Origin of the sequence: Roseateles sp. YR242, assembly GCF_900109745.1 — a bacterium.
GTDB lineage: Bacteria > Pseudomonadota > Gammaproteobacteria > Burkholderiales > Burkholderiaceae_C > Roseateles.
The window spans coordinates 184,772-209,793 of the sequence record NZ_FOAV01000001.1; the positions used below are offsets into that span (position 1 = coordinate 184,772).

27 protein-coding genes are annotated in these 25,022 nt (G+C 68.7%); 8 read left to right on the forward strand and 19 right to left on the reverse strand.

What is annotated here, in order from left to right; all coding sequences use genetic code 11:
• Positions 1–54 precede the first annotated feature (54 nt).
• From sctS to BMY53_RS00815, 3 genes are read left to right on the forward strand one after another with little or no spacing between them, the layout of a single operon-like run.
• Positions 55–318 carry a type III secretion system export apparatus subunit SctS gene (gene sctS / locus BMY53_RS00805; protein WP_092942552.1) on the forward strand — a complete coding sequence of 88 codons (264 nt, stop codon included), beginning with the start codon at positions 55–57 and terminating at the stop codon, positions 316–318.
• A complete protein-coding gene (locus BMY53_RS00810) occupies positions 315–1,160 on the forward strand; it encodes a hypothetical protein (RefSeq protein WP_092942555.1) in 846 nt (281 codons plus the stop codon). The genes sctS and BMY53_RS00810 overlap by 4 nt, the downstream gene beginning before the upstream one ends.
• Positions 1,157–1,612, forward strand: coding sequence for a CesT family type III secretion system chaperone (locus BMY53_RS00815; protein ID WP_092942558.1), 456 nt, complete (start codon positions 1,157–1,159; stop codon positions 1,610–1,612). Before BMY53_RS00810 ends, BMY53_RS00815 begins: the two co-directional genes overlap by 4 nt.
• On the opposite strand, the gene sctT is transcribed toward BMY53_RS00815, so the two are convergent.
• The 16 genes from sctT to BMY53_RS00890 form a co-directional block, all read right to left on the reverse strand.
• Positions 1,601–2,566: a type III secretion system export apparatus subunit SctT gene (sctT, locus tag BMY53_RS00820; RefSeq protein ID WP_255369968.1), complete on the reverse strand. Its 966-nt coding sequence runs from the start codon at positions 2,564–2,566 to the stop codon at positions 1,601–1,603. The genes BMY53_RS00815 and sctT overlap by 12 nt on opposite strands.
• Complete coding sequence (locus BMY53_RS00825) at positions 2,563–3,123, reverse strand: hypothetical protein (RefSeq protein WP_092942561.1); 561 nt, start codon at positions 3,121–3,123, stop codon at positions 2,563–2,565. The genes sctT and BMY53_RS00825 overlap by 4 nt, the downstream gene beginning before the upstream one ends.
• A gap of 56 nt (positions 3,124–3,179) precedes the next feature.
• Positions 3,180–4,529, reverse strand: coding sequence for a type III secretion system ATPase SctN (gene sctN / locus BMY53_RS00830; RefSeq protein ID WP_092942564.1), 1,350 nt, complete (start codon positions 4,527–4,529; stop codon positions 3,180–3,182).
• A gap of 4 nt (positions 4,530–4,533) precedes the next feature.
• Positions 4,534–5,265 (reverse strand): type III secretion system stator protein SctL, encoded by a 732-nt coding sequence (gene sctL / locus BMY53_RS00835; RefSeq protein ID WP_255370013.1) that lies wholly within the window; start codon positions 5,263–5,265, stop codon positions 4,534–4,536.
• A complete protein-coding gene (locus BMY53_RS00840; protein WP_092942570.1) occupies positions 5,259–6,002 on the reverse strand; it encodes a type III secretion protein HrpB4 in 744 nt (247 codons plus the stop codon). The genes sctL and BMY53_RS00840 overlap by 7 nt, the downstream gene beginning before the upstream one ends.
• A 2-nt stretch (positions 6,003–6,004) precedes the next feature.
• Positions 6,005–6,868, reverse strand: coding sequence for a type III secretion system inner membrane ring lipoprotein SctJ (sctJ, locus tag BMY53_RS00845; RefSeq protein ID WP_255369969.1), 864 nt, complete (start codon positions 6,866–6,868; stop codon positions 6,005–6,007).
• A gap of 1 nt (position 6,869) precedes the next feature.
• Entirely contained in the window at positions 6,870–7,262 is a 393-nt protein-coding gene (locus tag BMY53_RS00850; RefSeq protein ID WP_092942573.1) for a hypothetical protein, read from the reverse strand.
• 9 nt (positions 7,263–7,271) lie between these two features.
• Positions 7,272–7,742 (reverse strand): HrpB1 family type III secretion system apparatus protein, encoded by a 471-nt coding sequence (locus BMY53_RS00855; RefSeq protein WP_092942576.1) that lies wholly within the window; start codon positions 7,740–7,742, stop codon positions 7,272–7,274.
• Between the two features lie 61 nt (positions 7,743–7,803).
• On the reverse strand, positions 7,804–9,075 hold the full coding sequence (locus tag BMY53_RS26635; RefSeq protein WP_143073864.1) for a hypothetical protein: 1,272 nt from the start codon (positions 9,073–9,075) through the stop codon (positions 7,804–7,806).
• A gap of 55 nt (positions 9,076–9,130) precedes the next feature.
• A complete protein-coding gene (locus BMY53_RS00865; RefSeq protein WP_092942582.1) occupies positions 9,131–9,346 on the reverse strand; it encodes a hypothetical protein in 216 nt (71 codons plus the stop codon).
• A 77-nt stretch (positions 9,347–9,423) separates the two neighbouring features.
• Complete coding sequence (locus BMY53_RS25265) at positions 9,424–9,630, reverse strand: hypothetical protein (RefSeq protein WP_143073865.1); 207 nt, start codon at positions 9,628–9,630, stop codon at positions 9,424–9,426.
• 106 nt (positions 9,631–9,736) lie between these two features.
• Positions 9,737–10,156, reverse strand: a complete 420-nt coding sequence (locus BMY53_RS00870) for a hypothetical protein (protein ID WP_092942585.1) — start codon at positions 10,154–10,156, stop codon at positions 9,737–9,739.
• A gap of 40 nt (positions 10,157–10,196) precedes the next feature.
• Entirely contained in the window at positions 10,197–10,460 is a 264-nt protein-coding gene (locus BMY53_RS00875) for a hypothetical protein (protein WP_092942588.1), read from the reverse strand.
• Positions 10,460–11,506 (reverse strand): hypothetical protein, encoded by a 1,047-nt coding sequence (locus BMY53_RS00880; RefSeq protein WP_143073866.1) that lies wholly within the window; start codon positions 11,504–11,506, stop codon positions 10,460–10,462. Before BMY53_RS00880 ends, BMY53_RS00875 begins: the two co-directional genes overlap by 1 nt.
• A gap of 38 nt (positions 11,507–11,544) precedes the next feature.
• A complete protein-coding gene (gene sctC, locus BMY53_RS00885) occupies positions 11,545–13,515 on the reverse strand; it encodes a type III secretion system outer membrane ring subunit SctC (protein ID WP_092942594.1) in 1,971 nt (656 codons plus the stop codon).
• A 12-nt stretch (positions 13,516–13,527) separates the two neighbouring features.
• Positions 13,528–13,728: a hypothetical protein gene (locus BMY53_RS00890; RefSeq protein WP_092942597.1), complete on the reverse strand. Its 201-nt coding sequence runs from the start codon at positions 13,726–13,728 to the stop codon at positions 13,528–13,530.
• A gap of 245 nt (positions 13,729–13,973) precedes the next feature.
• Between BMY53_RS00890 and BMY53_RS00895 the strand changes: the two genes are divergently transcribed.
• Positions 13,974–14,861 carry a lytic transglycosylase domain-containing protein gene (locus BMY53_RS00895; protein ID WP_255369970.1) on the forward strand — a complete coding sequence of 296 codons (888 nt, stop codon included), beginning with the start codon at positions 13,974–13,976 and terminating at the stop codon, positions 14,859–14,861.
• Positions 14,862–14,954: 93 nt separating this feature from the next.
• Entirely contained in the window at positions 14,955–15,653 is a 699-nt protein-coding gene (locus BMY53_RS00900) for a winged helix-turn-helix transcriptional regulator (protein ID WP_177200654.1), read from the forward strand.
• Between the two features lie 50 nt (positions 15,654–15,703).
• On the opposite strand, the gene BMY53_RS00905 is transcribed toward BMY53_RS00900, so the two are convergent.
• The 3 genes from BMY53_RS00905 to BMY53_RS00920 form a co-directional block, all read right to left on the reverse strand.
• Positions 15,704–17,350: a hypothetical protein gene (locus BMY53_RS00905; protein WP_143073867.1), complete on the reverse strand. Its 1,647-nt coding sequence runs from the start codon at positions 17,348–17,350 to the stop codon at positions 15,704–15,706.
• 108 nt (positions 17,351–17,458) lie between these two features.
• Complete coding sequence (locus tag BMY53_RS26640; protein WP_092942609.1) at positions 17,459–20,086, reverse strand: ATP-binding protein; 2,628 nt, start codon at positions 20,084–20,086, stop codon at positions 17,459–17,461.
• A 425-nt stretch (positions 20,087–20,511) separates the two neighbouring features.
• On the reverse strand, positions 20,512–20,724 hold the full coding sequence (locus BMY53_RS00920) for a hypothetical protein (RefSeq protein WP_092942612.1): 213 nt from the start codon (positions 20,722–20,724) through the stop codon (positions 20,512–20,514).
• A 309-nt stretch (positions 20,725–21,033) separates the two neighbouring features.
• Here BMY53_RS00920 and BMY53_RS00925 point away from each other — a divergent pair, with 309 nt between their 5' ends.
• The 3 genes from BMY53_RS00925 (at position 21,034) to BMY53_RS00935 (ending at position 24,949) form a co-directional block, all read left to right on the forward strand.
• Positions 21,034–21,711, forward strand: a complete 678-nt coding sequence (locus tag BMY53_RS00925) for a response regulator transcription factor (RefSeq protein ID WP_092943691.1) — start codon at positions 21,034–21,036, stop codon at positions 21,709–21,711.
• 9 nt (positions 21,712–21,720) lie between these two features.
• Positions 21,721–23,187, forward strand: a complete 1,467-nt coding sequence (locus tag BMY53_RS00930) for a sensor histidine kinase (RefSeq protein ID WP_092942616.1) — start codon at positions 21,721–21,723, stop codon at positions 23,185–23,187.
• Between the two features lie 577 nt (positions 23,188–23,764).
• Positions 23,765–24,949: a maltoporin gene (locus BMY53_RS00935; RefSeq protein WP_092942619.1), complete on the forward strand. Its 1,185-nt coding sequence runs from the start codon at positions 23,765–23,767 to the stop codon at positions 24,947–24,949.
• The last annotated feature ends 73 nt before the right edge of the window (positions 24,950–25,022 follow it).

Sequence of the window (25,022 nt, forward strand, 5' to 3'; positions counted from 1 at the left end):
GAGGCCACCTGCCCAGCCATGAGAACCCTGCGAACCTCGGGACAGGAGATGTGAATGACCTATGACCTGGTGGTGCAGCTCACCTCCGAAGCGCTGATGATGTGTGTGCTGCTGTCCTTGCCTGCCGTGGCGGTGTCGGCCCTGGTCGGCCTGCTGGTCTCGTTCTTCCAGGCCATCACCTCGCTGCAGGATTCCAGCATCTCGCAAGGCATCAAGCTGTTGGCAGTGACTGGTGTGGTGGTGGTGACGGCGCCCTGGGCCGGATCCACGCTGATGAAATTCAGCGAGAACCTCTTCACCGCCGTGTTTCAGCGATGAGACTCGACCGCACCCGGCACAGCGCCGAGGCCCAGCAAACCCAGCAGACGCATGACGCCGGCAGGAACCGCCATGCCGGCCATGGTTATGCAGGCGGCATGCACAAGGGCGTGGCCTACCGGCATGCGCCAAGACCGCAATCACCGGCACGCCGCAATACGGGCCCGGCGGCGAAACCGCGGCCCCGACCGGCGTCTACAGGCGCTGCGGCAGCGCACCAGGAAGAAGAACATCCACTGCCCACGGAAGATGCCTTGAGCCTGGCTGGCGCGGGTACCGGAGGTGGCCGCCAGACGGCGGCTGCGGGCGGCGCCACGGAACGCCAGAGCCGCCCCGGCAGCGACCGGCAGGGCCCCCGGTCGATCGGTTCACCGCCGCAGGCACCGCCTCCACCGCCCAACATGGCGGTGCAGGAAGGGGCCGCGCTGCGGCGCAGCCGCCTGCCCGCAGCGCAGATGCTCAGCGCCCCGCCGACCGCCGTGGGACTGCCGCTGGCGTCGTTGCTGGAGGCACACGCTTCGCTCTATTTCAAAGGTGGCAGCGAGGGGGCCGCCAGTGCGTTGCGCCTGGCCACGCGGGCCGCTGTGGCCCGCCACCTGCCGCCGGACGCCCAGCCGCCAGCCCTGGCAGACATCAAGGCCGCCGCTATCGCCTGGTGCGCGGCCAACGGCCCGCCGGCCGCCGCCACGCAGGCCCAGCGGCATGCGAACCTGCTCTACCCCTTGGACGCCTTGCGCGCGATGTTCCGACCCGCTGCGCCAGTGGCTGAGGGCGCCCAAGCGCGCAGCGCGGTCCTGCAACGGGCGCTGGAGCGCCGGCCCACCCAGGAGCCCACATCATGAACATGCAGCACTATCAGCAACTCATCCGGGACCTCTGCGACGCCGTGGGCCTGCCCGACGCCGATGCGGCCATTGCGCGCAATGCGCTGGAAGTCGAGGGCTTTGAAGTGCTGCTCGGCTATTACGACAACGACCCGGAGGCGCTCTACCTGAACTTCGCCTTCGGCAGCGTCACCTCCGGCCGCAGCCTGCGCGTCTACCGGCTGATGCTGGAGGCCAATCTCAGCCTGTACGCGCAGGATCAGGCCCAGCTCGGGCTGGATGCAGATTCCGGGCTGGTGCTGCTGGTGGTGCGGGTGCCGATGCTCGAAGGCGTGGATGGCCCCTACCTGGCCGACACCATCAACCACTATGTCGAGCACGGCCGCTACTGGCGCGAGAACATCCTGCTGGCGGAAGACGAGATGTTCGAGAGCCTCTCGCAGGGCGATTACACCTGGCTACGGGCCTGAAGCCTGTGTAGCTGGCGCATCAGGCGCTTTGGGTGCACCGAGTGCACCGGGTCCACCGGGTGCATGGGACGCACCAGTCGCTGAGGGTACGGCGGCTGCGGGCGTTGCCGGCAGTGCCGCCGGCGCCCCCACCGCCTGGCTCGCCCTCGCCCACTGCCCCATCTCCGCCGACAGCGCCTGCAGCGACAACGCCGGCCGCACCTGCTCGAAGAACACCGCCACCAGCACCGACAGCATGGCAATGGCCACAGCGCCCTTCACCGGCTGCGCCAGGTTGTTGGGCTCCAGCTTGTCCGCCGTCTTGGACAGGATGCCAAACCCCAGGTCGATCAGCATGAGCACCAGCAGCGCCGGGGCAGCGATCTTGATCATCGTCTCCAGATAGTGGCCGGTCTGGACCTGGACAAAGTCCTCCAGCATGGTCGACCAGGCTGGCGCCAGCCGCCCGATGGGCCACCAGTGGAACGAATCGAACAGCAGGCCCGTCAGGACCATCATGCCGCCCAGCAGGTAGAAGCCACTGATGGCCAGCTGGGACAGCAGGTTGCCGATCGGCGTGCTCTGTTCGCCACTGAGCGGATTGGTCTGCTGGACGTTGTTGTAGCCCGCCTGGTTATCGATGAGCACGCCCACCCCCTCGGCCACCCAGAACACCGTGGAGGCGGCAAACCCCAGCACCAGGCCGATCATGGCCTCCTTGCCCAGCGTGGTGACCAGCCGCACCATGTCCATGTCGTGCACCAGGCTGGCGGGCTGACCCCAGGCGATGAACAGGGCCAGGCAGATGCACAGGCCGTTGCGCACCGGCCCCTGCAGGGCCTGGTCGCTGGTGGCGGGCAGCACCAGGAAGATGGCATACACACGCAGCAGGCACACCGCCAGCAGCATCACCGCCTCCTGCAGCACCGTGCCAGCGCCGATGATGCCGCTGAACCCGTTGAACATCTCGTTCATGCGCCCTGCTCCGCCACTGCCACTGCCGCCTCCCTGTCGTCGTCCAGGGCCGAGGGCCCGGCCGCCGAGCGGGCCTGCGCCAGCCGCCGGGCCACGGCCGCCTCCTCGCTCTCCTCGTCTTGCGTGTCCTCCGCCTCCTGATCCATCTCGACCAGTCGGCGGCGTCGGCGATCCTCCAGCTGTTCGATCTGCTGTTCCGCCCGTTGCAGGGCCAGAACGGCCGCCGTCAGTCCCTCCTGCGCCTGGGCCAACTGGACGGCGGCCGCCTGCACGCCCTCCGCCGCCTTGGCCGCCAACACCTCCAGGCCATCCTTCACATGGCGCATGGTCACCGCGTCCTGCGGCACCAACGAGGGGGAACGGACCATCCGGTCGATACGGTCGGTGCAGGCCGCCACATCCATCAAACAGGCCTCGTGATGCGTCAGGGCGGCCTGATGGGCACCGGCCGCCGCGTCCCGGCGTGCGGTCTCCGATTGCACCTGGGCAGACAGCCCGTCCAGGCGGCGGCGCTTGGCCCACAGCAGGGTCTTGAGGGCACGCAGGTCAGCCGCCATGGCCCGCCGGCACCACGCGCCGTCCCCATGAAGCGAGCATGCCCATGCCGCCGCGCTCAGCCATTCACCAGTGCCGCCAGTTCAGCGATGGTCTGTTCATACGGACGCAGATCGCTGGTGGCCTGGTTGAGGAAGTCGCGGATGGCGGATTGCTTGCGCACGGCCTCGTCCGCAAAGGCGTCGCTGCCGGGCTTGTACTCCCCCATCTGGATGAGCAGCTCCATCTCGTCATATTTGGCCATCAGCTTGCGCAGCGCGCCGTTGGCGGCCTGGTGCTCCTTGGCCACCACCTGGGACATCACCCGGCTGAGGCTGCCCAGCACATCGATCGCCGGATACTGGTTGCGAGCCGCGATCTTGCGCGACAGGATCAGGTGGCCGTCCAGGATGCCGCGCACTTCTTCGGCGATGGGATCACTGCCACTGTCGTCCTCGGCCAGCACGGTGTAGAGCGCCGTGATGGAACCGGTGGCCCCCATGCCGGTGCGCTCCAGCAGGCGCGGGATCTCGGCAAACACCGAGGGTGGATAACCGCGCCGGGCGGGTGACTCGCCCGCCGCCAGGCCGATCTCCCGCTGCGCCCGTGCAAAGCGGGTGAGCGAATCCATCATCAGCAGCACCCGCAGGCCCCGGTCGCGGAAATACTCGGCAATGGCGGTGGCCACATGGGCCGCCTTGGCGCGCTCGATGGAGGAGCGGTCCGACGTGGCACAGACCACCACCGACCGCGCCATGCCGGTCTTGCCCATGATGATCTCAATGAACTCCCGCACTTCGCGGCCCCGCTCGCCGATCAGCGCGATGACGCTGATGTCGCATTGCGTGCCGCGCGCCAGCATGCCCATGAGCGTGCTCTTGCCCACCCCTGCAGGGGCAAAGATGCCCATGCGCTGGCCCTCGCACAGCGTGATCATGCCGTCGATGATCTTGACGCCGGTGGGCAGTGCGTGCTCGATCATCTCCCGCTCCATCGGGCTGGGCGGCATGGCAAACACGGGGCGGTGCTCGTCGCAGACGATGGCCGGGCCGCCGTCGACCGGCTGCCCCAGGCTGTCCACCACACGGCCGAGCAGCGCGTCACCGACGGGCACCCGCTGGATCTCCCCCAGCCCCACCACCTGCGTACGGCCCGGCGCCACACCCAGGATGGAACCGAAGGGAGACAGGATGGTCTGCCCCTGCGAAAAACCGATCACCTCCGCCACCTGCAGCAGCGCACCGTCCGAATCGATCAGGTGGCACATCTCGCCCACCTTGGCGTTCAGGCCGCCAGCCCGCACCAGCGTACCGATGACCTCGGTCACCTTGCCGGTGCGGTTGAGCGTCTGCGCGCCCGCCAGCTCCAGTTCCATCCAGCGGCCGAGGTCGTCCAGGTTCAGCGGGGCAAGACGCTCCGGGGCATTCATGCGATCAACCTTCCGCGATGGCGCGGCGCACCGCACGCGCCATGGCCTGGCGCAAGGCGTTCAGCTGCGTATCCAGGCTCGCATCCACCACCCCGAAGTTGGATTCGAACAGGCAGCTGCCGATGGGCAGCGCCGGGTCCACCACCACCTCCACGTTGAGCCCTGCCCCCTGCAGCTCCGGCACTGCGGCAATACCGTCGCGGGCGGCTTCGAAGTCCTGATGGCTGACCTTCAGGGTCAATGCCGTCGCGGAGCGCGACAGCGTCTGCACGCTGCGCAGGGCCCGCTGATAGAGGGCGGCACGGTCACCGTTCTGGACGATGCGTTCGACCGCGCTGGTGACCACATCGGCCAGCTTCTCATGCAGGCCACGCACCGCTTCGGCCTGGTCCAACAGTTGACCGGCCTGGCGTTCATGCCAGGCCAGGGCCGCCTGGCGTTCCCCGTCGGCCCGGCCGGCCTGGCAGGCCGCGTCGATGTGCGCCTGGGCATCTTGCATCAGGGCCTCGGCCTGGGCCTGGGCATCGGCCAGCAACTGATCGGCCTGGGCCTGCGCCTGCAGGATCAGGAATTCCGCCTGCGCGCTGGCCTCACGCCGGATCTCAGCCACCTCACGCAGGGCTGCGACCTGCTCCGCGCGCAGCACGCCATCGGGCGCCCCAGCCTCGCCAGGGCCATCGGCGCCAGCTCGGCCGGCGCCGCCGTCCGTCGCGTCTGCACGCCACCAGATCAGCATGGCCACGTCACTTCCGCCTGCCCGAGTGCGGCCAGAGCGGCCGCCACCGGGCGCTCCGCCGGCACAGGCGCGGCATCCAGGACCTGGTCCAGCGCCTGGCGCGGCAGAGACCAGCGCACCAAGGTTGTGATCAGCCGGCTATCCCCGGCCAGCGCCGCGGACCAGTCGGCAAAACCGACGCAAGCCCATTGCACCGGGGACCAGGCGGCCTGCGCGGCATCCACCGGCCGCCCCTGCGGGCTGAACGTGGACAACACGCTGAAGGTGTCGCCCAACGCGCGCTGCAAGGGCGCCCGCACGCTGCGGTCGATGCAGCAACGCAGCACGCCAGGGCGCCGGGCCAAGGCCAGGGTGCACAGGCGTTGCAACAGGTCGCCACGGGGCAGCAGGCACAGCCGGGTGAGCGGATCGTCGAAGCGACCGAGCGCGGGCCAGTGACCCTCGTGCGCCAGCCGGTCCCGCCACAGGCGGGGCCACAGCACGGCTGCGCGCTCTGGCGGCATGGCGTCCAGAAAGGACCAGGGCCCCAACAAGGCCTGGCGCCAACTGGTGTCCAGGTCCTCGGCCAGGCCGCAGAGCTTGGCATCGAAGGCGACCGCCCAACCCGCCAGCCGGGCGATGGTGTCGCCGCTGGGCATATCGGTCGCGTGGCTGCCGGGCATATGCGTCGTGTCGCCGCGGGGCGGCAAGGGGCCGGCGGCTTCGGCGGCAGACCGGGAGGCCAGCACTGCGGACATGCTCAGTCCCCTCCCGCCGTCGCGGCCAACGGCGCTGCGCCAGGCACGGGCAGCCGGCGGCTGAGGGCAGGCGGCAACCAGCCCGGTTTCTTCCAGGCGATGAGGCCCAGTGCAGCACCAGCCAGCAGCAGCAGCGTCAGGCCCGCACCGACCACCCAGGGCCAGGCCGCCTCGGCAGCCGGGTGCCGAGGCGACGACGGCAGCATGGCGCCCGGCACAAGCGTGACGGTGACGTTGTCGTAGGTCAGGCCTTCGACACTGCGGGCCACCATGCTCTTGATGGACGGCGCGAGCTGCGGCACATCGATCTCGGGCCGGTATTTGACAAACACCGAAGCGCTGGAGGGCTTCACGGTGGTGGACATTGGATCGTTGTTGGGCAGCACGATATGCACCTTGGCCACGATCACCCCGTCGATCTTCGACAGCGTGCTGGAGAGCTCCTGCGACACACCGTGGATGAAGCGCACCCGCTCCTCGGTCGGTGTGGAGATCAGCCCCTCCTTCTTGAACATGTCGCCCAGCGACACGTATTTGTCGGTCGGAAGGCCGTTGGCGCGCAGGATGTCCAGCGCGTTCACCACGTCCTTCTCCTCCACGGCGACGTTCCAGGTCTTGCCCCCGTCCCCGCTTTTCTTCTCGACGTCCACGCCGCGTTGCAGCAGCGCGGAGACCATCTCATTGGCTTCCGCCTCGGTGCGTTTGGTGTAGAGGTCGGTCTTGCAGGCCGACAGCAAGGCCACCAGCGCCAGCAGGACCAGGGCGCCGGCCATGCGCGAGGCGTGTGGCCACAGGCCGGCAAGCGCGCGATGGCCATGGCGACCAGGGTGACCGCAGGGACCGGAGGCGAGGTCTTGGGCAGTCATGTCACTGGTTCTTCATCAGTGTTTGCAGGCCGTTCTTGCTGCTCTGCGCCACCGAGGTGCAGGCGGTGAACTGCAGGCCCTGGGTGGCGACCTGGAGGTTGAGCTCCATCGACCGCGTGGTCAGGGTCTGCAGGTCCATGGTGGGGGCCTCGGCCACGAAACGCTGCATGTCGGCAGTGACCTGGCGCGACGCATCATCCAGCGTGTGCAGGGTTCTGCCCATGGTCGAATCCACGCCCGCAACGGGCTGGGCCCGGGTGGCCGCCGCGTCCGGCTGCGGTTCACGGGCCATCAACTGCTCGAACCGCTGGGCCTGGGCCTGCAGGTCGGGGGTCGAGGTGGTGGCCTGCTTCATCAGCTCCTGGGCGGAGATGGCCTGGATCGGGTCGGTCATGGCTGCTCCTCAGGCCCGCATGTAGGCCATCTGCGACAGATCCAGCGGCAGCAGGGTGGGCGCAGGAGTGGTGTCGCCAGCGGCCTCGGTGCTGCTTTCCGCGTCTTCGGGATTCAGCAGGGTGCGGGCCATCTCCAGCGCCTCCGGGTTGGTGGAGGTCTGCAGCACGTCTTCGGCAGTGGCGCGCCAGCCGCTGTCGCTGGTGGCGAACTGGCAATAGGCCAGGAAGGCCCGGGCAATCGACCACTCCGGCGCGGTGGCATCCAGGCTGCGCAGCGTGCGCATGGCGTCGATCCAGTGCCCGCGCTTCATCGCGATCCAGGCCTCGAAGAAGTCCAGCTGGGACACCTTGGGGCGCAGCTGGCGCACGGCGCCCAGCAGCGTCTCGGCATCGTCGAGCCGCTCGCGGTCCACCGCCAGGCTCACCAGGCCGACCAGGCCGGAGACGAAATCTTTGCGTTGCAGTTGGGGATCAATCATGTCTGCTCCAGGGCTCGTGGGAAGGCCCCCGGCCGGGCGTCCGCCCGGGGGCCGTGGGGGGTCAGGCGCGCGCCAGCGTCTTGTCCAGATCCTTCAGGCTGAACTTCTGGTCACCCTGCTGGTTGAACTTGCCCTCGGACACTTTCTGGGCGTTGTCCACGGCCAGATTCAGTGCGGTGTCCTTCAGGAACTTCTGGCAGGCCTGGACCAGTTCACCGGACGGCTGGTTGCCGTCAGGCATGGCCTGCCCGTTGGCGACGTTGCGCACGGTGTCCATGTCGAAGGTCTTGCCGTCCTTGGACAGGGCGTTGAAGTTCTCGCGCAGGGTCGAGACCGTGTCGCGCTGGCCGCCGTTGAGGCCGGACTTCTGCAGCGCGGCGGTCACGTCGCCCAGGCCGATGTTGCCGTCCGGGCGGCCCTTGAGGAGGCCCTGGCCGGCATTGTCCGCATCCGCCGTGTCCAGCTTGCGCAGGGTGTCCTTGCCGGCGTCGCTCTTCAGGAACTTGCAGGCGGCCTGGAATTCGGGCGTGAAGTCCTCGGGCTTCATGCCCTTGGGACGGATGCCATTGCTGGCATCGTCCAGGTCCTTGCCGCTGAGCATCTTCATGCCCGAGTCCTGCATGCCCTTGGCCAGCGACTGGATGGCCCGGTCCGGCGTCATCGCGCCCTGGCCGTTGGTGCCCAGGTTGTTGAGCGTGCCGGCCAATGCGCCGGCCGCACCCAGGGCGCCACCCAGGCCTTCGATGGCCTTGCCCAGCGACTCCATCAACTGGCCACTGGCGCCACCCAACGCGGCCTGCCCAAGACCGCCGATGGCCTGGTTCACGCCGTTGAGACCCTGCGCCAGGCCGTTGATGGCACCACCGAGGCCACCACCGAGGCCACCACCCAGACCACCACCGAGCCCCTGGCCCAGCGCCGCCCCCAGTCCGCCGCCCAGGCCACCCAGGCCTTGGGCCAGCGCGCCACCGAGGCCGCCCTGGCCGAACGGGTTCAGGCCCTGCGTCAGGCCCTGCGTGATGCCTTCCAGCGCCTGGCCCAGGCCACCGAGGCCCTGGCCGATGCCGCCCAGCGCCTGGCCCAGGCCGGCGAGGCCACCCAAGGGCGAGGCGGCGCCGCCGCCCAGGCCACCCAGGGCCTGCGCCACGCCCTGGCCGGCACCGCTGAGGGCGCTGGCCAACGGATTCTTGAGGAGGCCTTCCAGCGGCTGCAGCAGCTGCTGCAGGCCCTGGAGACCTTGTTGAAGTCCCTGAAGCGCCTGCTGAATGCCGGCCAGAGGGCTTTGGATGCCCTGCAAGGCCAGGTTCAATGGCGATTGAATCGTCATGCTCATGTTGTTCGCTCCGACAGAGATTGGATGCGGTGACGCGCCGTGCGCGCAGCGCGGTTCACACCAGTCCCTTGACGCTGTCGCCAGCGGCCTTGAACTTCTTGCCCAGGGCTTCAGACATCGACGCTTCCTGGCTCATGCGCCCCATCGCCAGGTTGTTCGCGAGGGTCTGCTTGCTCTGGGCCGCGATCTGGTCCATCAGCGACTGCGCCGTGGCAGACGCGCCGGCTGACGAAGCGCCGCCAAGGGCGGCTCCCGCATTCACGCTGGACATGGGGTTCTCCTTGCGATGCACGGAAGGGGCACATCGGCCCGTGCAGGGCCGACGTGCCTATCGCGCCGTCTGCGTCGTCAGACCAGGCCCTTGACGCTGTCGCCCGCGGCCTTGAACTTCTTGCCCAGGGCTTCAGACATCGAAGCTTCCTGGCTCATGCGGCCCATTTGCAGGTTGTTCTTCATCTGCTGGACGTTCTGGGCTTCCATCTGGTTCATCATCTGATCCATGGTTGCCGATGCGCCTGCGGACGCGCTGCCGCCGATAGATGCTCCACTAGACATGACTCTCTCCTTGGATACGGAAGCGGACTTCCGGGGGGTTGTGGCGCCGGGTGGCGCCGAATAAGACAGGACGAAACATTCGCCCCGCCGGTACTTCCCGTGCGTGTCAGTTCGGCTGGGCCGACTGACGCGCCGCGGCATGGGCCAGCACGCCATTGGCGGCCTGGCGAACGTTCTGGTCGGTGCTGGTGGCCAGCACCTCGTCGAGGATGGCCTTCCAGCGCTCGTCGCGCGCCAGCAAGAAGGCTGTGGCGAGCGCCACCTTCGCACCCTCGTCCTCCGGATGCGCATCGACATGCTCACCCAGCGTCGCGGCGGCGTACTCCGCGTCGCCGCCGATGCCCTGGGCAATGGCGCGGCAGACCCGGAACGGCGTCGGGTCGTCGAGCGTGAGTTCCACGGCCGCGCTGACGGTGGCGGCATCCTCACGGGCCCGATAGACCGCGCCCAGCAGGCCGACCGCCATGAGGTTGCGGTAGACCAGCGGATAGCCCGGGGTCGGGCCCTGAGTGGCGTCGATGCTCATCTCGGCGTCTCCTTCTTGCGACGTTCGACCCTGCGGCCGCTCAGGCGGGCAGCGAGGCGGTGTGGATGGTTTCCCAGACATGCCGCACGATGCGCTGCGAGGCGCGGAAGCCCTCGATCAGCTGCGAGGTGAGCTGGCGCTCGGCATCCGGCAGCGCTGTCTGCAGGTGCGCCTCGGTGCTGTGCGCCACCTGGTCGAAGTAGCTGAGCATGGCGCGCGTGCGCTCGCCGCTGAGATCGTCGGTCAAGGTCTTCTCGATGTGCGCGAGGTCCGCGAACACGGTCTGCTCCAGGGCTTGGTCCATCACGGTTCTCCGATGGGGGATGAGGAAGATGGATCCCCGGGGACGGCGGTGCCGTCATCCCCAGGGGTCCGCAGCGAAAGGTGCTTGGTGCCGTCGGCCGTCTGCACGTATTGCAGACCGTCGCCGCCGAGCATGGCGCCCATGCGTACACGCGCCGAAGGTAAGGTCTGCTCCACGGCCACGTCGATGCGCGTGACCAGCGGGCCGATGTCGGCAGCCACCCGGCGCACGTCGTCGCGCAGCTCGGCCGGGTCGGCCGCCACCTGGCCTTCGACGGCGAAAACGCCCTGACCCCGGTAGACCACTCGCAGCCCGGGCCGGTTCAGTGCATCGCCGATCTGGCGGACGATGTCGGCCGCGGAGGCATAACGGTGCAGCAACTGCTGCTCACCGAAGGGCTGCAGCGCCGCGCGGGTGCGCGCCATCTCGGCCCCTCCCGGCAGCAGCCCTTCCACCACCAGGCGGTGGTCCACACGGCGCACTGTGAGACCTTCGACCCCGGCCTGGCGCAAGGCGGTGGCGACCTGTTCCATGGGGCTGGGCGCCGGCGCGGTGGAGGCTGCGGTCTGGGTGCTGAGCACCGAGCCCAACGCCGCCAGCAGTGCGGCTGCAGCCACCAGCGCACTCAGTACAAGCCGGGACGCGGGTTGGCGTGGCGCGGCCCGCTGAGCGGTCGTCTGGGCCGTCCGGGCCGGCATGGGCGGGACGGGCCGCATCAAGGCGTCCATCAGCGCCATGTCGCTCGGCCAGGCCGCCTGGCCCTGGGCCAGCGCGGGGCCGGCGCACAACACGATGTCACCGAAGCGCCGCGGCAGGAAATCCTCCAGCCGGCCCAGCAGCGCTGCGGGCTGTCCGTCGTCGGCGATGAGGTGGAGCGCGGGAGACACGTCGGATCCTTCTTCCTCGAACGTCAGGAGCAGCGGGGGCTGCGTCCAGTCACTGATCTGGAGGTCGGCGTCCTCATCGCTGGCGATGCGGTACTGCCGACGAGTCAACAGTAGCTGCACCCCGGCATGCTGGCCTGTGAGGATGCGAAGCTGCTTCATGGTTTGCGAATCCGGACGGTCGGCCATGACGGGGCGGCTCAGCCGCCACTCCCCTGCAGGAAGGAATCGGGGGTGCCCCCGGCGGGCACCGGGGCGGCGTATGGCGACTGCTGCGGCAATGCGTGCGAGGGGGGCAACGCGGGCGATGGGGTCAGCGACGATCGGGACATCCCATCCGGTTGCGCCGCCGCCACCGTCGGCTCACGGATGATGCGGGGCGAGATGAGGAACAGCCGCTCGGTCTGCCCCACCTGGTCATTGCTGTGACGGAACAGCCCGCCCAGCACCGGCACTCGTCCGAGCACCGGCACTTCGTCCCGCTGCGTGGACTGGCTGGTGGTGGTGATGCCGCCGATCAGCAGGCTTTCGCCTTCGCCGACATGGGCCTCGGTCATGATCTCGGTCCGCTTGACGATGGGGACGTTGTCCACACGGTCCGCCTCGAAGCTGCCATCCTCGATGTAGAGCGACAGCTTGATGCGCCGCGACACACCGCCGTTGTCAGGCACCGAGGTGATCTGCGGCGTGACCTGCAGCAGCGTGCCGGCCTCCACCTGGAACAGGTTGGCTTCCAGGTTGCCCGCCACCTTGACGGTCACCACGCGCTTCTCGCGCATCACCGCAGGCCGGTTGGCCACGCCGAGCACCTTGGGCTTGGCAATGACCCGCGCCTTGCCGCGGGCGCTGAGCGCATCGATGCGGGCCATCAATTCGCGCCCGGCGTTGGACCACAGGGTGCTCAGCGTGAAGGTGCCGCTGCTGGCACCCTCCGGCTGGGTCACGCCGAAGCTGCCCTTGCTGCCCTTCACGCTCCAGTCGATGCCCAGCGAGTCGATGCTGTCGCTGCTCACATCGATGATGGTGGCCTCCAGCTCGACCAGCACCGGCTGCACATCGAGCCGGCGGATCAGCTCCACGTATTCGTCCATGCGCTGCGGGCGGCCATGGATGATCACGGCGTTGGTGCCCTCATCGGCCTGGAAGACCGGCGGGGTGTCGTCGTCCACCGGACTCTCCAGACCCCGCGCACTGCCGGGCCTGCCCGCGCCCGCCCCGGGCGCTGACGATTGGCCGGCCGTCACCTGCGCAGGCTTGCGCGCCATCACGTCGCCCAGCCGGGTGTCGCGCCCCATCACCCCCTGCAGGGCGCGCAGCTTCTCGGGCTGCGCCTCGACCAGCGAGGGGCCTTCGGCATCCGGTGCCGGACCGGCGTTGCTGCCGGCGCCATACAGCGAGCTCAGCACCGATGCGACACCCCGGATGCGCGTCTGCCCGAACACCCGGTCGCCCGCCGAGGCAAAGCGCAGGGGCACCACACGCACGGCCCTGCGGTTGCGCTCCATGGCGCCGACATCCAGCGACTCGATGGCCGCCGCAATCAACTCCACATGGCGTGGTGGGCCGTAGACCAGCAGCGTGCTCTCGGCCGCGTTGAATCGCAGGGGGAAGCGGGCGTCACCCAGCTGAAGCGAATCCAGCAGGTCGGTGACCTGCTCCCGTCGGAAGCCCTTGAGCCGGAACAGGCGGCTCTGCACTGCACTGGCGGGATAGAAGTACAGGGCGGTGCCGTCGTGATACCAGATCACGCCGTAGGCGCGGTTCATCGACTCCAGGAACTTCTCCGGCGAGGTGTCGAAGCTGGCTTGCACCGTGCCGTCGATCCCCTCCGCCACCACGGCCGGCAGGCCCTGGCTGGCCGCGAAGTCCAGCAGCACTTCGTTCACCCGCTTGCCTTCGGCCTTGTACACAAAGCGGGGGCTGCGCCACTGGCGGGACGCCGCCCGCGGGGTCTTGACGACGGGGCGCACGGCCTTGGTCCCGGAGGACGGGGCAGCGGCCGGCCCTGCGGAGGCGGCGGATGAAGGCGCCGGTGCGGCAGCCGGGTCCACAGGCGCGGCCGTGGCGACCGCGGCGGCCGTAGCCACCCAGCCCAAGGGCGCCGCCGCGCACAAAAAGGCGGCCAGGGACGGAAGCAGGCGAGCAGGACAACGGGAGAGGATGGCCATCATGCGTTCCGGCGCTTATTCCTCGTCCTGCATGGACGCCTTGATCTGCTCCGTCATCTTGGACATGGACTTGCTCATGGCCTGCTGGCCCTGCTGCATATGCATCAGCATTCGCTGGGCCAGCATGCCCTCGAACTTCTCCATGGCGGCGGCGTCGGTGCCCGTGGTGGCAGCGGCCGGCGAGGTGGTGGAGGCAGCAGCAATCGTGTTGGACATGGCGGTCTTTCTTGGATGCGTCGGAGCGGACCATAGGGACTGCGCGCACCCGGGCCCACGAGCCAGGCGAAGCGGCTGCGCGGGATGCGAAGCGCCGACTGCATGCATCCGCGCAGCCGTTCCGGGCAGCACCGACATTCGTTCACGCGGCACGCGCTTCGCATCGGGCGATGCAGCGTGCGTGCGTGCCGCCTAGGGTGGCGTCTCCTTCCCTTTGCCCTGCGCCGTCCGCGCTGGGAGCCACCATGAACGAACGTTCGTTCGCTACCCTCCAACGCGCGCCCAGGTCCGCAGCAATGGCGACCGCCGCAGTGGCCACCGCCTGCATGCTGGTCGCCGCGTCGCCGTGCATCGCCGGCACCCATGCCGCCATGACGACGGCCGCCAACGCGGCCAACGCCTCCAACGCCATCGTCGTCACGTCCGCCAACGCATCGGCGACGACCGCAGCGGCTGCCACGGCTGATACGCAATTGCGCGACACGCCAGCGGCCGATACTGTCTTGCGCTATCGCTGCCTGTTGATCGACGGAACCACCCATTTGTTGATCGACGATCCGCGCGAACGCCATCCGGAACTCGCGCAGGACTGCACGCTGGTGCGGGTGGCGCTTGCGCCGGTGATCGCCACCCCTGAGCAGGACCGTCCGCCCTGGGTCGGCTTTGCCGCACAGGTCATCCAGGGGCCTGGTGGCGCAGCGGGCGCCACCCTCAGCGCGATGCCGGCGGCCGTCGCCACGCTGGTGCAGGACGCCAGCACACGCCATCGGCTCGACCCGGCGCTGGTGTCGGCACTGATCTATGTGGAGTCCCGCTACCGGACGGATGCTCGGTCCCCTAAAGGCGCACTGGGCCTGATGCAGCTGATGCCCGCCACGGCCGCACGTTACGGCGTACGCACGCCTTCGGACCTGCTGGACCCGCGCGTGAATGTGGATGTCGGCGTGCGCCACCTGCGTGCGTTGCATGACCGTTATGACGGGCGCGTGGACCTGATCCTGGCCGCCTACAACGCCGGTGAGGGCGCGGTGCAACGCTACGGCCAGCGGGTGCCGCCCTATGCGGAAACGGAGGACTATGTACGCCGCATCACCGCGTTGGTTGGCGTGCCTGAAAACGCCAGCACCCCCTGACCCAGGGGACATAAATGAAAGTTAATGTTGCATTAAGGACATGAAATACGCGGCTTGGACACAGTGGCGAGGTCATCGGTTTTCAAGGCCCCCGTGAAAGTCGCCACCCTCTGCCCCTCTCGATCGTTTGAACATTTCTCGGCCACAGCCTTGCGCGGTGCCGGCTATGAGCCGCTGCCCCATGTGCACCTGAGCCCGTTGATTGCGGCCCTGCGGGAGCCCGGCGCTGACGCCGTGCTGCTGGAGGACCACGACACGCAGGTCGAAGGCTGGCTGTCCGCCCTGCGCCTGCACGCCGGACGCGCACTGCCCATCGTGGTGCTCGGCCTGGGTGATTCCGTGGGCATCTCACGCGCGCTGCAACGCGGCGCGGACGACTATGCGGTGCTCGCGGACGGCGCCAGCCCGCTGATCCACCGGCTGCGCGCCCGCATCCAGTCGCGCGCCGACGGCGTGCGGGCCACCTCGCTGCGGGCGGGCCCCTATTCACTGCATGCGTCCACCCAGAGCCTGTCCACCGGTGCCCGCGAGGTCAGCCTGACCGCGCGCGAATTCGCGCTGGCGTGGACGCTGTTCGAGAACCTGGGCCGGGTGGTCAGCACCCACACCCTCTCCACCGAGATCTGGGGCCGCACCGGCGATGTCGGCAAGCGCACGCTGGAGCAGCATGTCTACAAGCTGCGGCTCAAGCTGGACCCGGATGGCCGACGTGCACGCGGCCTGCAGCACGAGACGATGCCGGCGCCGCGCATCCAGACCGTCTACGGCGTGGGTTATCGGCTGGAGCTTTAAGGAACTCCGCATAACTCCCCCGAGGCGGGGTGCAGAGGTTCCTTGAGGCCTCAGGGCACTTGAGTGGGCGCGCGCCGCTTCGCGTTGTGGCTGCGCACCGTGTCATTGAGCTGATAGGACGCCACGGTCAACGCCAGCAAGGCGCCGCCCACCAGACCCGCCACAGCTGCATGCACACCGGCCTCGGTGGCCTGGCGGCTGGCATCGTTCATGCCGGACTTCGCCAGCGCAGGCCGCATGGCCTCGATCAGGCCGATCGCGATCAGGCCCGGCACCACCGTGTTGAAGATGCGGGTGTCCGCTCGCTCCGCCTGACGGCCGAGTTCACCCCGCGTGAACGGATTGCGCAGGTCGCCATGAAGGTGGCGCACGTGGGACGGATCACTGGCCTGCATGCGCCGGGCCGACGCGCTGTCCACCAGATGGTCCTCCACGGAAGACGTCAGCATGTTGCCCGCGCCCGCAATCGCGCCAGCCCGTACCGCGAGGCCGCGCGAGACCTCCCAGGCAGCCTTGCCGCCCAGCGTGTGCTTCATCAGCAATTGGGCGCCCATGTCGATGCCGGCAGCGGCCAGGCCAAAGGTGGTGCGCATGGACACGGGCATGTCCCCGGGCCGCAGGTTGCGCCCATCGGCGGGCTGCGGGATGTGGGGGTTGCCGACATGCACCGTGTTGATGGCCGGCCGCAGGGCCTCGCGGAACTGCGCCTGCAGATGGGCCACCACCTGCAAGGCCGCTGCGGCCTGCGCCACACTGGCGAGCGCCGGCTGCTGGCGGGCTGCGATGGTGAGGCCCATGGCGGCAAAGTCCCCGCCCAGGATCCCGACCGACTGCACCCCCTGCCAGACGCGCCGCGGCAGGCTGCGCGTGGCCGCAGCCTCCTCGCCACCAAACGCGCGGTTGGCCACCGACGCGCTGGCCTCGCTGTGGATCTGCGAGACGATGCGCCGGCCGACCGACCAGGCGGTCAGAGCGGTCTGCGCCGCCAGCGCTGCGTCCGGATGCGAGGCCACGGCACGTGCCAACTCCGGGGCGATGACGCCCTGCACCACCGTCCGGACCGCCGCCACCGGCACGGCGTGGCGAAGATTCTGCGCAGCGAAGAAGGCCATGGCACCCGCTTCGCGAGGGCCTTGTGCGGCAGGGCCCCCACCGGTGCCATGCGCGCCGTGGTGGCCGTGATCACCGGCGGGGGCGGGGTCACCCGGTGAGTCCTGGCGCGCCAGCGGCGAGGTGAGCGCCTCGAAATGGTGGCCGGCCTCCAGATCGACATCGTGGTCGGCCGCATGGAGTAGCCCGGGCAATGCAGGCGACGCAGGCAACGCGGGTAGCGCCGCTCGCGTGGGCGTCAGCGGTGGCGTCGCGGCAGGCGTTGTTGAAGACGTGGGTGACGCGATGGCGCCGCTGCCGGGTCTGATCAGCTGCAGTGACTGGCGCGGCGGCAGGGAAGCCGTTGAGCTGCGGGTGGCGCCTGCCTCGGACGAGCGCCGCGCGCTGAGGCCCAGGTCGGACGACAGTCGGCGCGGTGAACCGCTGCCATCGTTCGGCGAGGTGGGCGATGACGGCGTCCGCGACGTGCCGGGCAGCGACGGCGAGCGCAGCGGCACCATTTCCACGCTGCTCGGGTCTGACGGCGCCATGGGGGGCGTCATGGGGTTGGACGAGGGCAAGGAAGGCGGCGGGGTGGTGATCGTCATGGAGAGGTCCTGCAATGAATGCCGTCCCACTCTCTGCGGTGTCCATGACCGGTCCGTGACGCAACGTGCACAGTGGCGCACGCGGCGGCGCGCCCTTCGCAAAAGCGCTCAGGCCTTCGCCCCGGCGAGCCGGGGCTCCACCTGATCAACCTCGTCCACCTGGTCCACGTTTTCCGCCTGCTCCACGGCCACCGCCAGCGCCGCCTTCAGCGCCTCGCCTTCGTCCCACTGCTGCCCTTCCTCCCGGAGGTTGGCAATGTGAAAGTCATCCAGCCTTGTACGCAGGCGCTGCAGCAGCGCCTCCCAGGGCGGGGCCAGTTCCTCCCGCGGCGTGCCCGGCCCGGCCGGCGCGGCGTAACCGGCCAACCGTGCCGCGTCCGCATCACGGCCCTCGCTGGACGCCAGCCATGCCAGCACCGGCAGCAGGCGCGGGAACGCCTCCTGGCCGCCAGGGCGCAAGGCCTCCGGCGCCACCAGCGTCTCCAGCACGGTGCGGGCCTCGCGCGTGCGGCCCTCTGCCAGCAGCACGGCGGCGCGGCAGCCGCGCAGCCGTTGTCGCAAGGCGCCATCCACACCAACGGCCTCCCATTCGCGCACCAGCACGGCGGCGCAGGGCAAGGGGCGCCCATGGGCGACCAGCAACAGCGTCAGGCGCTGCAAATCATCAAACAGCCAGCGGGTGGCCCCGATTTCCCGCGCCAGCCGGAGTGCCGCGCAAATGGCCTTCTCGGCCTCGCCGGCCTGGCCCTCCACGCGCCACACATGCGCGCGCGCCGCCAGGCCCCAGAGCTTGAGGCGTGCCGTATGCGCGCCCTCGCAGCGGCCGGCCAGCGCCGTCACCTCGCCCATCGCATGGCGCATCGCTGCACGGCTGACCTCGCGGTCCCCGACCACCTGGCGGCACAGGGCCAGGTAGCGGACCGCCGGGTCATCGGCCGTGCGCGACGCCCGCACACCGCGCCGGAACCACACCCCCGCCCCGGCGGGATCGTGGGGCGCCATCAGGCCGGCGTGGTCGATGCAAAAGCGGGCGAGCACCTCGGGGGCCAGGTCATGCGGGACGTCGTTTTCGTAGGCGGCATGCCGCCAGCCGGCTTCGTCCACCAGCGAGAGCAGCTCGAACAAGGCACCGGCATTGGCCAGCAGCCCCAGGCCCATCACCGGTGCATGTTCCACACACCAGTCCAGTGCTGCCCGCACGTTGCCCAGCTCCGGCGCGAACTCCGCCACCCAACGCTCGTCGGGCATCATCTGGAAGGCGCGCCCGGCACGTTCAAACAGCTGGCTCAGCGTATAGGCATGCATGTGCCGCGCCAGGTGCACTTCGCCACACTCCTCCAGCCGCAACAGGCCGTAGGCCCGCACGCTTTCCAGAAGCTCATAACGGGGCCGGTCGTCCCCGTCCACCTGCACCAGTGAATGGTCCACCAGGCCTTCCAACGCCTCGGCCACGGTCCAGGTGTCCAGCTGGCGGTCGGAGAGGGCCGCTGCCGCCATCTCCAGCGTGAAGCCGCCCTCGAAAGGTTCCAGGCGCCGCAGCACCAATTGCTCCACCTCGCTGAGCAGGACATAGCTGTCGTCCATGCAGGCCCGTAGCGACTGGTGGCGGCGCGGCCCGGCCTGCGTGCCGCGCGTGAGCAGGCGGTAGCGGTCATTGAGCCGCTCACACAGCGCGTCCAGGCCAAAGGTGGCCAGGCGCCCGGCCGCCAGCTGCAAGGCCAGCGGATGGCCGTCCAGGCGGCGGCACAGGGTGACGACCTGGTCGATGTTGTGCAGCCCCAGCGCGAAAGGCGTTCCCTGCGCGCGGACCTGGTCCACAAACAAGGCCACCGCACCATGGGACAGGGCCTCGTCGACGCCACGCCCGAGTCCCGCCGTACGGGCTGAGGTGGAGGCCGGCAGCAGTGCGGGCGTGGAAAGGGGCGGCGTGCGCAACACGCGTTCTCCGGGCACCCGCAGCACCTTGCGGCTGGTCACCATCAGTGTCACATCTTCCGTGCCCTCGATCACCGCATGGCAAAAGGCCGCAGCGCTGGCCGCGCAGGTCTCGGCGTTGTCCAGCACCATCAGCAGGGACATCGGCCGCAGCACGGCCAGCAGCGTGGGCAGATCGGTGCCGGCGTCCAGGCCCAGTGCCATGGCAACGGCGGCCTGCGGCTCCCATTGCTGGCCGCCCTGCTGCAGGTCGGCCCACACCACGCCGTCCTGCGCGGCATGCCGCCGGGCGTGCGCGCAGGCCAGGGCCAGTGTGGATTTGCCGATGCCGGGGGCACCCACCACCGTCACCAGACGATGGCGCACCAGGCGGCTGAGCAGCGTCTGGAGATCGTGGTCCCGGCCATGCACGGTGATCGACAGCGACGGCAGTGCGCGCGGACGTGCCGGCGGCAAGGCGCGCTCGTTGATGCCCGCGGCCGCATCGGCCGGCAACTTGTCGTCCTCGCTCAGGGCGAGTGCAAAACGGTAGCCCTGCCCCGTCACGGTGGCGATGGCCTCCCGGCCCAGCACACGCCGCAGCGCCGAGACATGGACGGCCGCGTTGTTCTCTTCCACCGCCTGGTCCGGCCAGATGCGGTTCAGCAATTCGCTCTTGGAGACCACCGCGCCGCGCTGCGACACCAGCGCCCCCAGCAGGTCGATCTGCCTGCCACTGAGCTGCACGGGCACACCCTCGGCGAGCAGGACCCGCGAGGCCATGTCAAGCACAAACCCATCGAAGCGATAACGACTCGTCACCTCTACTCGCCCTTCAAGGAGGCACCGCCATTGGGCTCCCACCACAGGGCCCTGCACGATGCGCGCCACTGGCCCCTCGCTCCGGGTGGGCGTCACGAAAGTGGGCGCGAGTTTAAGGGTGCGTTATGACAAGGTAAAGCGGACCTGGGACGTACCCGGGGGCAGGGGTGGGAGGGCACTGCGCCAATTGACCATCAACAATGGCGCTTGACGACCTCAGCGCCCTGACCCCGCGCGCGCCCCCTGCACTGCGGCCGCCTGGGGCGCACCATGCCACCGGGGCCGATGCGCCAGGCTGGGGCAGCCGGCACCGGAAAAGGTCGGTGCACCCAGCAGGTCAGGTAGACAGGCCGAGCGGGTCATGTCGGCAGACCTATCGGGTCATGTCGGTAGACCCATCGGGTCAGGTCGGGGGTCCCAACGGGTCAGGTCAGCGGGCCGCCGCTCCAGGAACTGGCGTTCTTTTGCGCCTGCTGGTTGCTCTGGATGCCGACGTTCAGGTGGCGCGCACGCAGCACCTCCGCACACCGCTCGATGTGCGATTTGTCGGGATGCCACGGGCCGGCACAAAAGCCGCCGCTGCTGAGGTTGGCGTTCTTGGTGTAGACCACACGCCAGAGCAGTTGTTTGAAGTCCACTTGAGATGTCCAGAGAGGTCCGGAACCGGCCGACCGGGTCGGCGATGGTCCCTCAGGGGCCCTGAAGCAGGCTTGTGGCGAACATACGGCGCACGCCAACGGGCTGAACGCAGTATCTCCAGGCGGCCCACCTGCCTGGAGCCGCCGATCACTGATCATGCTGTCAGTCGTTCACCTACAGGGGGTATTCCCGGAGAGCTGACGTGATGGATTGCCGAAGCCGCCGAGCAATGCGGCCCCGGCGCCTGAGGCCGGCATCCGCGCTAACATTCCGCCGCCCCACGACGGGGCGCCGCGTGAAGAATGACCATGAACCTGCTGCTGGCCGAAGACGACCCCATCCTGGCCGACGCCCTGTGTGAACAGATGCGTGGCAGCGGCTTCCATGTCGAGCATGCGCCCAACGGGGCAGTGGCCCAATACCTGCTGGCCAAGCAGGCCTTCGACGTGGTGGTGCTGGATCTGGGCCTGCCCATGGTGGACGGGCTGGAGGTGCTGCGCCAGCTGCGCCAGCACGACGCCTCGCTGCCTGTGCTGATCCTCACCGCGCTGGACAGCCTGGAAGACCGCGTGGCGGGCCTGAACGCCGGCGCGGACGACTACCTCACCAAGCCCTTCGACTTTCCCGAACTGGAAGCCCGGCTGCGTGCCCTGATGCGGCGCAGCCGGGCCATCAAGGCCAGCCATGAACTGGGCCAGTTGAGCCTGCAGCGCGAAACCCGCTCCGCCCAGGTGCGCGGCGACATGCTGGAACTCAGCCCCCGCGAGTTCGATCTGCTGGACCTGTTGCTCACCCACCAGGGCCGGGTGATCACCAAGGAGCAGATCAACCAGGTCTGGTCCGGCGAACGCGGCGTGGACACGCTGGCCGCCAACAATGCCGTGGAGGTCTATATCCACCGGCTGCGCCGCAAGCTGGAAGGCGCCCAGGTGGCTATCCGCACCGTGCGTGGCCTGGGCTACCTCCTGGAACTCGAGCGGTCCTGAGCCTGCGGCATGACGGCAGCAGCTTCCGGCCCCCGCCCCGACCCCGCCATGTACTCCCTCAAGCGCCAGCTCCTGCTGTGGCTGCTGTTGCCGCAGGTGGTGCTGTGGCTGGCCGGCGCGCTCTTCAGCTACCGGCTGGCCGGCCGTTATGCCAACGAGGCGGTGGATGCGACGCTGGCCCAGGCCGTGCGCTCGCTCTCCCGGCAGGTCAAGCCCATGGGCAACGGGCTGTTGATCGACTTCCCGCGGGCCGCGCAGGACGTGCTGGAAGCCGACCCCAGCGACAAGCTGCTCTACACCGTCAGCTCACCGCCGGGCAAGTTCATCCTGGGCAACCGCAATCTGCCCAGCCCGCCCGCCATGCCGGCCAGCCCGCCGCTGGGGGACGCGCAGTTCTATGACGGCGAGCTGGAAGACCCGGATGGCGGCACCCTGAACGCCCCGGTGCGCGTGGCCGCGCTGTATCTGCAGTTCGGTGATGACCCCAAGGCCCAGCAGATGATGCTGGTGCAGGTGGCCCGCTCCAGCGCCAACCGGGAGCTGCTGTTCCGCCGGCTGCTGATCGACACCATGCTGCCGCTGTCGATGCTGATCGTGCTGATGAGCATGATCGTCTGGGCCGGCGTGGGTGCGGGCCTGGCGCCCATCGGACGGCTGCGCCGGCTGGTGGAGGGCCGCAAGCCCAACGACCTGCGGCCCATCGAGCTGGATGCCGCCCCCCAGGAATTGCGCTCGCTGGCGCAAGCCATCAACGACCTGCTGGAATCCGTGCGCCACAACGTGACGGGCCAGCGCCGCTTCATCAGCGACGCGGCTCACCAGTTGCGCACGCCCCTCGCCGGCCTGAAGAGCCAGAGCGAGCTGGCCTTGGCGGAAGCCCCACCTGGGCCATTGACCACGCGCCTGGCGCGTGTGCATGAAAGTGCCACGCGCAGCGCCCACCTGGTCAATCAGCTCCTGGCGCTGGCCCGGACCGAGCCGGAGTCGGTCACCCGCCAGCCCTTGACCCGGCTGGATCTGGTGCGCCTGGCCCGTGAGGCCACGGCCGAGATGGTCCCGCGTGCGCTGCAGCACCAGGTGGACATGGGGTTCGACGAGGAGGAGGAACCCTCCCCCGCCATCGAGGTGATGGGCATCCATCTGCTGCTGCGGGAAGCCTTGGTGAACGTGCTGGACAACGCGCTGCGCTACGCCGGACGTGGCGCCAGCGTCACAGTACGTGTATGCCGGCCGCCACAAACACCGGGGGTGGTGGAGCTGACGGTCTCCGACAACGGCCCCGGGCTGGCCCCTGATATCGAGGACAAGGTCTTCGAACGCTTCTTCCGCGGCACCCAGGAAGGCAACGGCTGTGGCCTGGGTCTGTCCATCGTCAAAGAGATCGTGGAGCGGCACGCGGGAAGCGTGGCCGCCCGAAATCTGGCTCCGCATGGGCTTCAAGTGGTGGTGAAACTGCCCGCCGCGATGGCAGTCTGAGATTCACAAGCCGTTTCATTCTGAGCCATGTCGGTGCATGGCGACCCTTAGCGGACGCTGCTGGGGTGCACCCCCAACGCGCCGGCAGGCCTTAGATACCAACCATCACCGCGAGAACAGGCCGGATCGTCACGTGATTTAACGCACTGACAGCCCCTATCTTGCGACAACGGCCCGAACGGCGGGGCAACTGGTCACCTCTGTCATGCGTGCGCCAAACGCACCGGATCACCTGGCGTTTCTTTCTTTCCAATTTTCCAGAACGACCGGGCACGCCGCCTGCCATCCCCTTGCCGCCAGTCATTTCTGAACAGAAGCTGAACAACAACTGAACGTCGGAAAACGGATGGGCTGGGTGGATGGAAGGCGCCTGCCAGACAGGCGCCCTGCATTGGCGCGCGGACCGCCCCAGGAGGGGGAAATCGACGCGCCAACCGCCCAAAAACCATAGTGGTAAGCACCAATATAGTTTCATTAAAGGAAAATTAAAGTGCGCCCCGCATGCAAGAAAGATAAACGCCTGCTTAACGACGCGCACCCGGGCCGTCGTTACGCAGCACCACACGGAGACTCAACCATGATTCGCATTGCTCACGCGCACAAGCGCATTCCCCTGGCCATCGGTCTGCTCATGGCCGCTGGCGCTTCCCAGGCCCTCGACTGGACCGGCTACTTCCGCGCCGGCCCCGGCGGGACCTCCAACGGAACCTCGCGTGCTTGCTACGCGCTCAATGGTGGAACCCAGGGCATGAAGTACCGCCTGGGCAACGAGTGCGATTTCTACGGTGAATTCCAGCTCAGCCAGGGCTACAAGAAGGACGGCGTTGAGTACAAGGTCACCCTGATGACCGACTACTACGACGGCTCCACCGACCAGACCAAGGGTGATTGGGACGTGGCGCAGATGTACGCCGAAGCCAAGGGCTTCGACATCGCCCCCGAAGCCACCTTCTGGATCGGCAAGGAACGCGGCCGTCGTGGTGACGTCCACATCGTTGACACCTACTTCACCGAAATGGTGGGCGTGGGCGCCGGCGCCAAGGGCTTCACCGGCTTCGGCCCGGGCCTGCTGGGCGTGGCCTACTACAAGACCGACAAGGACTCCAACGAACGTCCCGGCCACCGCGGCAACGTGGAATACGTGGATGCCGCCGTCAATGAAGGCGGCAAGCTGAGCGTCTTCGGCACGGTCACCAAGGGCCAATTCGCCGGCGGGACCAACGGTTGGGGCCTGACCTTCAAGCATGAGCAGGAACGCCTGTTCGGCACCTCGCTGAACAACGTGATCTGGCTGCAGTACGCCCAGGGTTCCACCGGCCTGAACTCCAACTTCGGCAATCTGACCGACACCTCCGCCGCCAAGAAGTACCGCGTCGTGGAATCGGTGAATTGGCAGACCGGCGCCTGGGGCGGCATGGCCATGGCCCTGTACGCGCAGGAAAAGGACAACCAGGGCGTTTCGACGAAGTCGGGCTCGCTGGGCGGCCGCGTCTCCTACGCCGTGACCCGCAACTTCAAGCTGCTGACCGAAGCCGGCGTGTCGCAATACAAGCCTGACGGTGGCGAAACCGCTCGCCTGACCAAGGTGACCTTCGCCCCGACGCTGTCGGTCGGCCCCGCGCTGATGGACCGTCCCGAGTTCCGCCTGTACGTGACGCACGCCAAGTGGAACCGCGCCGCCGGCAACGTGACCAACAACCTGAACTGGGACGAAAAGACCTCCGGCACCAGCTTCGGTGCACAGGTCGAAATGTGGTTCTGACCGACCGCGCCCGACTGGATTCCCATCGCTGTCATCCCGGGCTGTAGTCCCAACCTCCCCCTCATAAGGAGAC

Bases quoted from the DNA above. Each gene is read 5' to 3' on its own strand.
- BMY53_RS00815 (WP_092942558.1), top strand. From the start codon at position 1,157: ATGAACATGCAGCACTATCAGCAACTCATCCGGGACCTCTGCGACGCC.
- BMY53_RS00840 (WP_092942570.1), bottom strand. From the start codon at position 6,002: ATGTCCGCAGTGCTGGCCTCCCGGTCTGCCGCCGAAGCCGCCGGCCCC.
- sctT (WP_255369968.1), bottom strand. From the start codon at position 2,566: ATGAACGAGATGTTCAACGGGTTCAGCGGCATCATCGGCGCTGGCACG.
- BMY53_RS25265 (WP_143073865.1), bottom strand. From the start codon at position 9,630: ATGTCTAGTGGAGCATCTATCGGCGGCAGCGCGTCCGCAGGCGCATCG.
- BMY53_RS00810 (WP_092942555.1), top strand. From the start codon at position 315: ATGAGACTCGACCGCACCCGGCACAGCGCCGAGGCCCAGCAAACCCAG.
- sctN (WP_092942564.1), bottom strand. From the start codon at position 4,529: ATGAATGCCCCGGAGCGTCTTGCCCCGCTGAACCTGGACGACCTCGGC.
- BMY53_RS00930 (WP_092942616.1), top strand. From the start codon at position 21,721: ATGACGGCAGCAGCTTCCGGCCCCCGCCCCGACCCCGCCATGTACTCC.
- BMY53_RS00935 (WP_092942619.1), top strand. From the start codon at position 23,765: ATGATTCGCATTGCTCACGCGCACAAGCGCATTCCCCTGGCCATCGGT.
- BMY53_RS00870 (WP_092942585.1), bottom strand. From the start codon at position 10,156: ATGAGCATCGACGCCACTCAGGGCCCGACCCCGGGCTATCCGCTGGTC.
- BMY53_RS00905 (WP_143073867.1), bottom strand. From the start codon at position 17,350: ATGACGATCACCACCCCGCCGCCTTCCTTGCCCTCGTCCAACCCCATG.
- BMY53_RS00875 (WP_092942588.1), bottom strand. From the start codon at position 10,460: ATGGACCAAGCCCTGGAGCAGACCGTGTTCGCGGACCTCGCGCACATC.
- BMY53_RS00880 (WP_143073866.1), bottom strand. From the start codon at position 11,506: ATGAAGCAGCTTCGCATCCTCACAGGCCAGCATGCCGGGGTGCAGCTA.
- BMY53_RS00925 (WP_092943691.1), top strand. From the start codon at position 21,034: ATGAACCTGCTGCTGGCCGAAGACGACCCCATCCTGGCCGACGCCCTG.
- sctJ (WP_255369969.1), bottom strand. From the start codon at position 6,868: ATGACTGCCCAAGACCTCGCCTCCGGTCCCTGCGGTCACCCTGGTCGC.
- BMY53_RS26635 (WP_143073864.1), bottom strand. From the start codon at position 9,075: ATGAGCATGACGATTCAATCGCCATTGAACCTGGCCTTGCAGGGCATC.
- BMY53_RS00890 (WP_092942597.1), bottom strand. From the start codon at position 13,728: ATGTCCAACACGATTGCTGCTGCCTCCACCACCTCGCCGGCCGCTGCC.
- BMY53_RS00855 (WP_092942576.1), bottom strand. From the start codon at position 7,742: ATGATTGATCCCCAACTGCAACGCAAAGATTTCGTCTCCGGCCTGGTC.
- BMY53_RS00825 (WP_092942561.1), bottom strand. From the start codon at position 3,123: ATGGCGGCTGACCTGCGTGCCCTCAAGACCCTGCTGTGGGCCAAGCGC.
- BMY53_RS00895 (WP_255369970.1), top strand. From the start codon at position 13,974: ATGAACGAACGTTCGTTCGCTACCCTCCAACGCGCGCCCAGGTCCGCA.
- sctL (WP_255370013.1), bottom strand. From the start codon at position 5,265: ATGCTGATCTGGTGGCGTGCAGACGCGACGGACGGCGGCGCCGGCCGA.
- BMY53_RS00850 (WP_092942573.1), bottom strand. From the start codon at position 7,262: ATGACCGACCCGATCCAGGCCATCTCCGCCCAGGAGCTGATGAAGCAG.
- sctC (WP_092942594.1), bottom strand. From the start codon at position 13,515: ATGATGGCCATCCTCTCCCGTTGTCCTGCTCGCCTGCTTCCGTCCCTG.
- BMY53_RS00865 (WP_092942582.1), bottom strand. From the start codon at position 9,346: ATGTCCAGCGTGAATGCGGGAGCCGCCCTTGGCGGCGCTTCGTCAGCC.
- sctS (WP_092942552.1), top strand. From the start codon at position 55: ATGACCTATGACCTGGTGGTGCAGCTCACCTCCGAAGCGCTGATGATG.